Raw genomic sequence first — 10,964 nt, 5'->3', positions numbered from 1 at the left:
AGCAACTTCAACTACACACTCGGTTCATTGAGGATCTGTGAGATGCGCTGGTGGGACAGGCGCATCACGCTGCCTACGTCGCGCGTGGTCCACCCTTGGGCGGTGAAGAGGCGGACGGCGTGGCGGACGGCGTCGCGCTCGGCCTGCTCGGCGAGAACGCGCGCCTGACGCGCCTCGATGACAGCCTCAAGAGCGGCCTTGGCCTCCGGGTCGGCGGGGCTGACGTGGAGGCCGATCACTTCGGGCTTGTCCCGGAGAGTGTCGAAGATGAGCTGAGCGACGTTGCTCTTGACATTGGTCCAGCTCGCGCCCTGGGCCTGGACCGTACGCCCGCCAGGAAGTTCAGCGGTGGCGGTCCACTGCTTTCCGGTGCGCGCGACGGTGACAAAGTATGTGACGGTTTCGACGATGGTGTCGTCGTCGCTTGGGGGGGTGAGGTCGGGCTGGTCGAAGATCAAATCGTGGATCATCAGCTCCATGGCCTTCAACTTAGAGACCGCAGCACACACTGTCTAGGCCGGTAGCTCAAGTTCGTCTAGCAAGCTTGCCAAAGTTGACACGCTCGGCGAGCGGCGTACAGCGGTGAACTGCAACCCCGGCCATAGGCCCTCGTGTCCAGCCAGCCGAGAGCCAGCTGACGCCCGTATGGCACTCTCTTATGATGATCACGAAAGGTTCTGCTGCCACGTGCGCGCCGCGATGATCTACCAATACGCCGTACGGGGTGCCGACAGGGTGATCGCGGACGCGATCGAGAGGCAGTTGGAGAAGTGGAACGACGGCGACTGTCCGAGACGAGAGTCAATGGCCCGAGAAGATCGAAAAGCCCCGAAAACAAGTAAGGCCCTGGTCGGAAATCCATCCCTAACCTGGGCCTCGAAGCGTGGAGCGGGTGACGGGAATCGAACCCGCGCTGTCAGCTTGGGAAGCTGATGTTCTGCCATTGAACTACACCCGCGTGCGGCGTGCCGCGCGTCACCACTCTAGCGGAAAGTTGGGCGACTCTCGTCCCTCCCGGGAGCAAGATTCGTTCGGTCCTCAGGAGGCGAGCTTCATGTGCCCCTCCCGGGAGGGAGCTTCCGGGGCGAGCTCCGGGTGTCTCTTCCGGGAGCGGGCTTCATGCGGTCCTCCGGTGGGCGAGCATCGCGCGTCCCTCCCAGAGAGGGAGACCTAGCGTCCCTCCCCGGAGCAAGACCTGGCTCCGGGAGCAAGACCTATAGGGAGCAAGCTTCACGGCTCCGCCGTTGGTAGGTTCCACACGTGCTGCTTTCCGATCGTGACATCGCCGCTCAGATCGAGGCTGGAAGGGTCAGGATCGATCCCTTCCAGCCGGAGATGATCCAGCCGTCCAGCGTCGACGTACGCCTGGACCGCTACTTCAGAGTCTTCGAGAACCACCGGTACCCCCACATCGATCCGGCGGTCGAGCAGCCCGATCTGACGCGGATGGTCGAGCCGGACAAGGGTGAGCCGTTCATCCTGCATCCGGGGGAGTTCGTGCTGGCGAGCACGTACGAGGTCGTCACGCTGCCGGACGACATCGCCTCGCGGCTGGAGGGCAAGAGCTCGCTGGGCAGGCTCGGGCTGCTGACGCACTCGACGGCCGGGTTCATCGACCCCGGGTTCAGCGGGCACGTCACGCTGGAGCTCTCCAACGTCGCGACGCTGCCGATCAAGCTCTGGCCCGGTATGAAGATCGGCCAGCTCTGCATGTTCAGGCTCAGCTCCCCGGCGGAGTACCCCTACGGCTCGGAGAAGTACGGGTCGCGCTACCAGGGGCAGCGGGGGCCGACGCCGAGCCGTTCGTACCTCAACTTCCACCGGACCCCCATCTGATCCTCGCCACCCTCGTGCGGGCCGTCGGGAAGGCCCCGAACGCGGTTTAGTGCGGGGCCGTGATGGAAATCACCCTGATTGTTCGCAGGGGCCGCCGGTCTGTCCGACCCTGGTGGATCTCGGGGAAACGTCGTGGAAGCGGGGGCTTCGGGGGGGAGTGCGGGCGACGCGCCGGACGACGATCCGGGGGAGAGAGTCCCATACGTGACCTGCCTTCGGCATAATGTGGCCGAAAACTAGCAAAAACGGTCACCGGAAAGATGCCCGCAAGACTGCCTCAAGCTGTGTGTCGCCGGGTACCCGCCGGGTAACGACATCACGAAGAGTGCGTGTCTGGCGGGTGAAGTTCGCATTTCCGCTGGTAACCCGTACCCTTCTCTGCGGACCATCCCCGCACATCTGGAGAACGACGTGCGCCTGCGTCTCACACCTAGTGAGGACAGCTACTACGACTTGTTCGCCGACTCGGCGAACAACCTCGTCACAGCGTCCCGTCTGCTGGTAGAGATCATCAGTGACGGATCGGACCGGGAAGCCCTGGCCGAGAAGATGCGCGCATGTGAGCACGCCGGCGACGAGCGCACTCACGCGATCATGAATCGGCTCAACGAGAGCTTCATCACCCCCTTCGACCGCGAGGACATCTACCGTCTCGCCTCGAATCTCGACGACGTGATGGACTACATGGAGGCGGCCGCCGACCTGATCGTCCTGTACCAGATCGACCACCTCCCCAAGGAGGTCGTCCGGCAGGTCGAGGTCCTGGAGCGCGCCGCCGAGCTCACCGCCGAGGCGATGCCGAGGCTGCGCTCGATGAAGAACCTCAACGAGTACTGGATCGAGATCAACCGGCTGGAGAACCAGGCCGACCAGGTCTACCGCCGCCTTCTCGCCAAGCTCTTCGGCGGGGAGTACGACGCGTTGACCGTCCTCAAGATGAAGGAGGTCATCGACCAGCTGGAGATGGCCGCCGACGCCTTCGAGCACGTGGCCAACACGATCGAGTCGATCGCGGTCAAGGAAAGCTAAGTGGATCTCACGCTCGCACTCGTCATCGGCGTGGTGGTCGTGGCGTTGGTGTTCGACTACACCAACGGCTTCCACGACGCCGCGAACGCGATCGCGACCTCCGTCTCGACGCGCGCGCTGACGCCGAGGGCCGCGCTGTTCATGGCCGCGGCCATGAACTTCCTGGGTGCGCATCTCGGTACGCAGGTGGCGGCGACCGTCGGCAAGGGCATCATCGACGCCCCGCAGGGAAGCCACGGCCTCGTCATCGTCGGCTCGGGCCTGATCGGCGCGATCACCTGGAACCTCGTCACGTGGTACTTCGGCCTGCCCTCCTCCAGCAGTCACGCGCTGATCGGAGGCCTGGTCGGCTCCGCGATCGCCTCGGCGAGCACCGTCCACTGGGACGGCGTGATGGAGAAGGTCGTCATCCCGATGATCCTGTCCCCGCTGATCGGCTTCACCCTCGCCGGGCTCATCATGATCGCCATCCTGTGGGGGTTCCGGCGTTCCCAGCCCACGAAGACCAACCGGGGCTTCCGCCTCGCGCAGACCGTGTCCGCGGCGGCGATGGCGCTGGGCCACGGCCTCCAGGACGCGCAGAAGACCATGGGGGTCATCTTCCTGGCCCTCGTGGTCGGCGGCTACCAGAACGACGGTGACCCGATCCCCCAGTGGGTCATCCTCTCCGCAGCCACGGCCATCTCGCTCGGCACGTACGCGGGCGGCTGGCGGATCATGCGGACCCTCGGGCGCCGGATCATCGCGCTCGACCCCCCGCAGGGATTCGCGGCGGAGACGGCCGCGGCGACCGTGCTCTACACGGCGGCCATCGGCTTCGGCGCCCCGATCTCGACCACCCACACGATCACCAGCGCGATCATGGGCGTCGGCGCCACCAAGCGCCTGTCGGCCGTGCGCTGGGGTGTCGCGGGCAACATCGTGACCGCCTGGATCCTCACGATCCCGGCCGCCGCGCTCGTCGCCGCGCTGTCCTACTTCGCGCTCCACTGGATGGTCGAGTAGTCCTCGGGTGACCGCGCCGGACCGGGGAGCCGACCCCGGTCCGGCGCGCCCTGCTTTCCGGCCGCCTTTCCGCTCCCGTTTCCGGGCCGCCTTCCCGCTCCCGTTTCCGGGCCGCCTTCCCGCTCCCGTTTCCGGGCCGCCTTTCCGGCTCCTGTTTTCGAGGCGCCTTTCCCGCTCCGGTTCCCCGCTCCAGCCAGATCGGTTCCGGTACGTCGGTTCCGGTAGGTCACGTGAGGGCACCCGGTACGTCACGCGAGAGCGCCCGGTACGTCCCGTGAAGGCACCCGGTGCGTCCCGCGGAGGGGCATCCCTACTTCCGGTACATCACGTCGACGTCCCAGCGGGTGAAGCCCAGCCTCTCGTACAGGCGGAGCGCCGCGGGGTTGCTCTCGTCGACGTACAGCATCACCTGGCTCAGGCCCCGTGACCGCAGGTAGGTCAGGCCCGCGAGGGTGAGCGATCTGCCCAGGCCGCCTCCCCGCTCGGCGGGGTCGACGCCGACGACGTACACCTCGCCGAGGGGGTCGTGCGCGTGGTCGCCGTCACCGTGGACCTTGGTCCAGTGGAAGCCCACCAGCCGGTCGCCCTCCCCGGGACCGCCCGGTCGTACGGCGAGGAAGAACCCGGCCGGGTCGAACCAGGGCTCCCGCTCGCGCCGTTCCAGGTCCTCGATCGTCCACGCCCCCTGCTCGGGGTGCTGGGCGAAGGCCTTGGCGTTGAGCGCCACCCACGCCTCCCGGTCGGAGGTGCCGGGCTCGAACGTGCGCAGCCGTACCCCCTCGGGGAGGTCGAAGCCGGGGATGCCGGCGGACAGGGGGCGGCGCATCCGCCACAGGGACCTGACCTTGTCGAATCCCGCCGACCGGGCGAGGGCCTCGGCGGCCGGGTGCCCGCCGTGCGCCCACAGGCGCAGGTGCCCGCCGGTGTGGTCGAGCACGGCCTCCAGCAGCCGCCTCCCGTACCCCTTCCGGCGGAACGCCGGGTGGACGACCAGCTCCCCGCTGGGGCCCTCGACGGGGTCTGTCGGGTCGACGTGGGCGTAGCCCGCGAGATCGTCCCCATCGTCCCCATCGTCCCCGGCGTACAGCAGCACGGCCCCGGCCCGTTCGTCGCCGCCGTAGCGCAGGTGCAGCATCACATGTTCGTTGAGCGGCCTGATCCCGTCGGCCTCCGTGGCGGCCTCCACCACCGCGAGGACGCCGGACACCTCATGCTCGCCGAGCGACCCCCGGTACTCCACACGCGCGTTCATGGTGTGGACTCTAAGCGGGCACATGTTTCCCGAGTCCACCGGGGGACTGGCAAAAGGCGCCATGTGCTCGCCGGGCGAATCGTTACCTCTCGGTCATTCCTTGCACAGACAGTCCCCCTAGTGTCGTGGTTCATGATGTCTCGTTCCTTCCTGCGGCTGGCCATGGCGGGCGTACTCGCCACGGGCGGTCTCGTGCTCGCGATGGGACCGGCCCAGGCGGGCGACAAGCCCGCCGCCAAGCCCGCCAAGACGGTGCCGGTCCGCCTGCTCTCCCTCAACGACTTCCACGGCAACCTTGAGCCGCCGACCGGTTCGTCCGGCCGCATGGTCGACGAGAACGGCGCCACGGTCGACGCGGGTGGTGCCGCGTTCGCCGCCACCCACCTCAAGCAGCTCTCCGACAAGAACACGCTGAAGGTCGCCCAGGGCGACCTGATCGGCGCCAGCCCCCTTATCTCCGCGGCCTACCACGACGAGCCCGCGGTGGAGTTCCTCGGCAAGGTCGGCGTCACCGCCTCCGCCGTGGGCAACCACGAGTTCGACGAGGGGTACGCCGAGCTCAAGCGGATCATGAACGGCGGCTGCCACCCGGTGGACGGCTGCTCGCCCGCCGGTAAATGGAAGGGCGCGAAGTTCAGCTACCTCGGCGCGAACGTCATCTTCAAGCGCCCGGAGCGGGGCGCGGAGAAGCAGGCGCTGGAGGCCCTGGGCGGCACGAACAGCGGCTCGCTGCGCAACCTCCTCAAGGACTACGGCATCCCCGCGCTGCCCCCGGTCGCGATCCGCTGGATGAACGGCGTGCCGATCGGCTTCATCGGCCTGGTCACCCAGACCACCCCGGGCATCGTCACCTCCGAGGGCATCAAGGACCTTGAGTTCATCGACGAGGTGAAGGCCGCGAACGTCGCGTCCAAACTCCTGCAGATCGTCGGCGTCAAGGCCCAGGTCGTGCTCGTGCACGAGGGCGACCAGGTCACCGCGGGCCAGTCGCCCGACGCGTGCAGCGCCCAGCCGGGCGCGGGCAACCGGATCGCCACCCAGGTCGACGCCGAGGTCGACATGATCCTCAGCGGTCACTCCCACCAGGCGTACCTGTGCCGGGTGGCCGACCCCAAGGGCGGCTCCCGCCTCTACAGCCAGGGCGGCTCCTTCGGCCGGGTCATCACCAAGGTCGACTTCCAGGTGGACGTCAGGACCCGCGACGTCGTGCGCTCCTCGGTCGTGGCCGACAACCAGGTCGTGACCAGGACCGTCACCCCCGACCCGGAGATCGCCACGTTCGTCCAGACGTGGAAGGACCGCGTCGCGTCGGTGGCCAACAGGCCGATCGGCAGGATCACCGCGGACATCACCAACGCCGCCGTGGCCTCCGGGGAGTCCTCGCTGGGCAACCTCATCGCCGACGCCCAGCTCGCCGCGACCAGGACCGGCGGCAACGCCCAGCTCGCCCTGATGAACCCGGGCGGCGTGCGGGCCAGCCTCAACTACGCGGGCTCGCCCGCCGGTGAGGGAGACGGCGTGGTGACGTACGGAGAGGCGTTCACGGTCCAGCCGTTCAACAACCTCATGCAGGTGGTCACGCTCACCGGGGCGCAGCTCAAGACCGTTCTGGAGCAGCAGTTCGTCGGCGGCCCCAACGCCCAGGCGTTCACCAAGATCCTGCAGCCGTCGTCAAACTTCACCTACACCTACAGCGCGAGCGCGCCGTGGGGTTCGAAGGTCTCCGACATGAAGATCGACGGTGTCGCCGTGACGGACACGCAGACGATCAGGGTCGCGGCCAACAACTTCCTGGTCGGCGGCGGCGACGCGTTCCTCGCCTTCAGGGACGGCACGGACCTGTGGAGCGGCCCGCTGGACATCGACGCCTTCGCCGCCCACTTCGCGGCGAACCCGTCGATCACGCCCCCGGTGCCCAACCACATCACGGTCGTTCCGTAACGCGGGCGAAAGGCACGCCACGCCGCGAGGATCGCGGTACGTCGTGAGGCGTGACACACCGTGAAGGCGTGACACGCGCGAGAGGCCCACCGGACGCGTCCGGTGGGCCTCTCGTCCATCGGGGCTTCCAGCTGAGTCTTCCGTTCCCGGGAGTCGCGTTATGTGGGCTTTTCGTACGCTGTGCGCCCGGCGCCGTACACCGGGCGTGGTATCCGCGGCCCGGCGGAGGCCCGGCGTACGGCAGGGGATGTACGGGTGACCTCCTCCTTCCAGGGGTCGGCACCACGCGTACGGTGACCTACCGTGTCAGAGGTGAGGATCCGGAGAACCGACGCGCTGGTCGCGGCCGGGGCGCTGTCGGGGATCGTCGCGGGCACCTACGGCGGGCTGTCCAGCTCGGGTTTCCCCGAGCGCCCGCTGGACACGTCCGGCCTGGCGCTGATCACGGTGTCGTCGCTGGCGCTGGCGTTCCGGCGGAGCGCGCCACTGCCGGTGGGAACGATCACCGTGGCCTGCGTGGTCGCCTACTACGCCTGGCGGTATCCGGGGATCTTCGCCGCCGCGCCCGCCCTGATGTCGATCTACACGGTGGCGACCCTCGGACGGCGTCACCTCGCGCTCTGGCTGGCCGTCGCGATGGCCGTGGGGGTTTACGGCCTCATCGCGCTGGCCGAGGTCGACCCCGCCCCCGACGGCGGTTTCACCCTGCTCAGCGGCTGGCTGGTGGCGATGGTGGTCCTCGGGGAGACGACCAGGAACCGCCGCGCGTATCTGAACGAGGTCGAGAGGCGGGCGGCCGAGGCCGAGCGTACCCGCGAGGAGGCCGCGCTGCGCCGGGCCGACGAGGAGCGGCTGTGGATCGCCCAGGAGCTGCACGACACCCTCACCCACAACATCTCGGTCATCAACGTCCAGGCCTCCGTCGCCATGCACCTGCTCGACCACGACCCCGCGCGGTCCCGAGAGGCACTGACCGCGATCAAGGAGTCGGGGCGGGAGGCGATGCGGGAGCTCCGCGCCACGCTGGGCGTGCTGAGGCAGGCCGATCCCGACGGCCCCGAGGCGGGTCTCGCCCGGCTGCCCCGGCTGGTCGCCAGGGCGGAGGCGGTGGGGCTGCCGGTCAGGGTCCTCGTCGTCGGAGAGCGCCTGGACCTGCCCCCGGACGTCGACCGGGCGGCCTACCGCATCGCGCAGGAGGCGTTCACCAACGTGCTCCGGCACGCCGGGCCCGCGTCGATCACGCTGACGACCGAGTACCGGCCCGGAACGGTCGTGCTGCGCGTCGAGGACGACGGGAAGTCCGCCGAGGAGGTCGCGAGATACGGGATGGGGCTGATCGGGATGCGCGAGCGCGCCGTCGCCGCCGGAGGATCGCTCACCGCGGGCCCGCGCCCGCAGGGCGGGTTCGCCGTCCGGGCCGAACTGCCCCTGGCGAGGCGGCCGTGATCGGGGTGCTGACGGTCGACGGCCGGAGGCTGGTGGGGTGGGCTGTGATCTGTGATCAGGGTGCCGTCGGCGTACGGCCGGGCGCCGGAGGGGCGGCCGTGATCAGGGGGCTGACGGCCTGCGACCAGGTGCCGGAGGAGGGGTGGCTGTGATCAGGGTGCTGCTCGCCGACGACCAGGCGCTGATCCGTGCGGGCTTCCGTGCGCTGCTCGACATGGCCGGGGACATCACCGTCGTCGGCGAGGCGGGCAACGGCGTCGAGGCCGTCGAGATGTCCCGCGCGCTACGGCCGGACGTGGCGCTGCTGGACGTCAGGATGCCGTTGCTGGACGGCATCCAGGCCACCAGGAGGATCGGCGCCGACCCCGAGCTCGACGCGGTGCGCGTGGTGATACTGACCAACTACGCCCTCGACGAGTACGTCTTCGCCGCGCTGCGCGCCGGGGCCGGGGGCTTCCTGCTCAAGGACATCGAACCGGCCGAGCTGCTGAGGTCGGTCCGGGTGGCCGCCGCCGGGGACGCGCTGCTCTCGCCCTCCGTGACCCGGCGGCTGATCGAGGAGTACGTGTCCACGCCGCCCAGGCCCGCCGCGGGGCCCGGTCTGGAACGCCTGACCGGCCGCGAGCTGGAGATCCTGGCACTGGTCGCCACGGGCATGTCCAACGCGGAGATGGCCGGGCACCTGGCCATCAGCCACGCCACCGTCAAGACCCACGTCAGCCGGTCGATGACCAAGCTGGGGGCACGCGACCGGGCCCAGCTCGTCGTCTTCGCCTACGAGTCGGGGCTGGTCACGCCCGGAGCGTCTGGGCTGTCGGGGGTGTCCGGGCCGTCCGGGGCGCCCGGGGCGTCTGGAACGTCCGGGGATCCTGGAACCCTCGGTGTGCCCGGCGCGTCCGGAGCCGGAGCATCTGGAACGTCTCAGGCGCCCGGAGTGTTCGGAAGGCCCGGCACGTCGTCCGGTGGGCGTGCCTGAGGGCACGCGCGTCACGCGCACGGCCGGACACAGCCGGGCCACCCGGACACGGCCGTCACGACCGCGTACGCACATGGTGTGCCCGACAGCGCCTGGCGTGGCCGGCGCGGGCGCGTTCGGCTCCCGCCCTCGCGAGGACTCCGCGGGGCGGGAGCGGGAACGTGCCACGGCCGTTTCCGGTGACTCCCGGGAACCCCGGGCCCCTGGACTTCCGGATTTCTGGAAGACCAGGATTTCTGGAAGACCTGGACTTCTGGAAGCCAGGGCTGGGAGGCGAGGGGCCTAGTGGCGCGCGGGCTCGCGCTCCTCGACGGGCTCGTTGCCGCGCTCGGGGACGAACCGGTAACCGACGTTGCGGACCGTTCCGATCAGCGCCTCGTACTCGGCGCCGAGCTTGGCGCGGAGCCGCCGGACGTGGACGTCCACGGTGCGGGTGCCGCCGAAGTAGTCGTACCCCCAGACCTCCTGGAGGAGCTGGGCGCGGGTGAAGACCCTGCCGGGGTGCTGCGCCAGGTACTTCAGGAGCTCGAACTCCTTGAAGGTCAGGTCCAGGGCGCGCCCGCGGAGCCTGGCGGTGTAGGTGGCCTCGTCGATCGAGAGGTCCCCGTTGCGGATCTCGTCCGGCACCTCCTCGGCGGCGGACAGGTGGAGCTTGCCCACGGCCATCCTGAGCCGCGCCTCGACCTCGGCGGGTCCGGCGGTGTCGAGGATGACGTCGTCGGTGCCCCACTCCGCGGTGAGCCCGGCGAGACCGCCCTCTGTGACGATCACCACCAGGGGACAGGCGACGCCCGTGGTGCGCAGCAGCCTGCACAGGCTCTTGGCCTGGACGAGCTCGCGGCGCGCGTCCACCAGGATCGCGTCGGCGGGCGGGGCGTCGAGCAGGGCGGATGCCTCCGCGGGCGCGACCCGTACCGAGTGCAGTAGCAGCCCCAGCGCCGGAAGCACCTCAGTTGAGGGCTCAAGGGCGTTGGTGAGCAGCAGGAGATTGCTCACGATGCCTCCTTCCCGCGTCATGTCGGCGATAGCCGTACAAACACGTAAGGACCCGGGGGCTACGTTGCCCAGGTCCCGTAGTAGGTGAGGATAACCCACAAGGGTTCAGCGTCCAGCGAACGTCCACCTGGTGAACACCCGTTCTCCATGTGGATTCGCCGTAATGGTGCGGTAACCCTACGTGTGCTTGGGGAGTTGATTCACTGATGGCGACGGTCATTGTCAGATATTGGGCCGCGGCGAAGGAAGCGGCGGGGATCGCGGAGGAGCGTTCGGAGGCCGCGACGCTTGCCGAGTTGATGACGAAAATCACATCGAATCGTGAAGACCTGGCCCGGGTGGTGAGCCGGTCGTCGTTCCTGGTGGACGGCGATCCGGTGGGCAGAAGGGCCCACGAGACGATCATTCTGACGGACGGGGCGACGGTCGAGGTGCTCCCGCCCTTCGCGGGCGGCTGAGCGGGACTGGCCCGGGGGGACGGCC

Annotated in this window: 10 protein-coding genes, 1 tRNA gene and 1 pseudogene; 8 read left to right on the top strand and 4 right to left on the bottom strand. The window is 69.0% G+C overall.

The genetic code is table 11. The features are described from left to right. Positions 1-11 precede the first annotated feature (11 nt). Both ACSC1Q_RS26255 and ACSC1Q_RS26250 read right to left on the bottom strand, forming a co-directional pair. Complete coding sequence (locus ACSC1Q_RS26255; protein WP_436761332.1) at positions 12-479, bottom strand: hypothetical protein; 468 nt, start codon at positions 477-479, stop codon at positions 12-14. A 405-nt stretch (positions 480-884) separates the two neighbouring features. Further along, positions 885-958 (bottom strand) — tRNA-Gly (locus ACSC1Q_RS26250). Positions 959-1,260: 302 nt separating this feature from the next. Between ACSC1Q_RS26250 and dcd the strand changes: the two genes are divergently transcribed. The 3 genes from dcd (at position 1,261) to ACSC1Q_RS26235 (ending at position 3,870) form a co-directional block, all read left to right on the top strand. Next, a complete protein-coding gene (dcd, locus tag ACSC1Q_RS26245) occupies positions 1,261-1,836 on the top strand; it encodes a dCTP deaminase (RefSeq protein WP_362840615.1) in 576 nt (191 codons plus the stop codon). A gap of 411 nt (positions 1,837-2,247) precedes the next feature. Then, positions 2,248-2,865 carry a DUF47 domain-containing protein gene (locus ACSC1Q_RS26240; RefSeq protein WP_030924556.1) on the top strand — a complete coding sequence of 206 codons (618 nt, stop codon included), beginning with the start codon at positions 2,248-2,250 and terminating at the stop codon, positions 2,863-2,865. Further along, positions 2,866-3,870: an inorganic phosphate transporter gene (locus ACSC1Q_RS26235; RefSeq protein ID WP_436761331.1), complete on the top strand. Its 1,005-nt coding sequence runs from the start codon at positions 2,866-2,868 to the stop codon at positions 3,868-3,870. It begins immediately after the preceding gene. Between the two features lie 310 nt (positions 3,871-4,180). Here ACSC1Q_RS26235 and mshD read toward each other — a convergent pair whose 3' ends face one another. Further along, positions 4,181-5,122 (bottom strand): mycothiol synthase, encoded by a 942-nt coding sequence (gene mshD, locus ACSC1Q_RS26230; protein ID WP_436761330.1) that lies wholly within the window; start codon positions 5,120-5,122, stop codon positions 4,181-4,183. Between the two features lie 132 nt (positions 5,123-5,254). Between mshD and ACSC1Q_RS26225 the strand changes: the two genes are divergently transcribed. From ACSC1Q_RS26225 to ACSC1Q_RS26210, 4 genes and pseudogenes are all read left to right on the top strand, one after another. Continuing rightward, positions 5,255-7,063, top strand: coding sequence for a bifunctional metallophosphatase/5'-nucleotidase (locus tag ACSC1Q_RS26225; RefSeq protein WP_436761329.1), 1,809 nt, complete (start codon positions 5,255-5,257; stop codon positions 7,061-7,063). Between the two features lie 312 nt (positions 7,064-7,375). Continuing rightward, entirely contained in the window at positions 7,376-8,509 is a 1,134-nt protein-coding gene (locus ACSC1Q_RS26220; protein ID WP_436761328.1) for a sensor histidine kinase, read from the top strand. Beyond that, complete coding sequence (locus ACSC1Q_RS26215; RefSeq protein ID WP_436761327.1) at positions 8,506-8,661, top strand: hypothetical protein; 156 nt, start codon at positions 8,506-8,508, stop codon at positions 8,659-8,661. The genes ACSC1Q_RS26220 and ACSC1Q_RS26215 overlap by 4 nt, the downstream gene beginning before the upstream one ends. Continuing rightward, positions 8,658-9,311 (top strand): annotated as a pseudogene (locus tag ACSC1Q_RS26210) (response regulator); the annotation flags it as partial. The gene ACSC1Q_RS26215 and the pseudogene ACSC1Q_RS26210, both read left to right, overlap by 4 nt. A gap of 456 nt (positions 9,312-9,767) precedes the next feature. Here the strand turns inward: ACSC1Q_RS26210 and ACSC1Q_RS26205 are convergent. After that, on the bottom strand, positions 9,768-10,481 hold the full coding sequence (locus ACSC1Q_RS26205) for a winged helix-turn-helix transcriptional regulator (protein WP_436761326.1): 714 nt from the start codon (positions 10,479-10,481) through the stop codon (positions 9,768-9,770). Between the two features lie 206 nt (positions 10,482-10,687). On the opposite strand from ACSC1Q_RS26205, the gene ACSC1Q_RS26200 reads away from it, so the two are divergent. After that, on the top strand, positions 10,688-10,939 hold the full coding sequence (locus ACSC1Q_RS26200) for a MoaD/ThiS family protein (protein ID WP_436761325.1): 252 nt from the start codon (positions 10,688-10,690) through the stop codon (positions 10,937-10,939). Positions 10,940-10,964 lie beyond the last annotated feature (25 nt).

Source organism: Streptosporangium heterodermiicola, from assembly GCF_051390675.1.
GTDB lineage: Bacteria > Actinomycetota > Actinomycetes > Streptosporangiales > Streptosporangiaceae > Streptosporangium.
This window is presented reverse-complemented; position numbering and strand designations above follow the sequence as displayed.

What these genes read in the sequence shown, in the direction of transcription:
- ACSC1Q_RS26255 (WP_436761332.1), bottom strand. Translation starts at nt 479, where the DNA reads ATGGAGCTGATGATCCACGATTTGATCTTCGACCAGCCCGACCTCACC.
- mshD (WP_436761330.1), bottom strand. Translation starts at nt 5,122, where the DNA reads ATGAACGCGCGTGTGGAGTACCGGGGGTCGCTCGGCGAGCATGAGGTG.
- ACSC1Q_RS26225 (WP_436761329.1), top strand. Translation starts at nt 5,255, where the DNA reads ATGATGTCTCGTTCCTTCCTGCGGCTGGCCATGGCGGGCGTACTCGCC.
- ACSC1Q_RS26200 (WP_436761325.1), top strand. Translation starts at nt 10,688, where the DNA reads ATGGCGACGGTCATTGTCAGATATTGGGCCGCGGCGAAGGAAGCGGCG.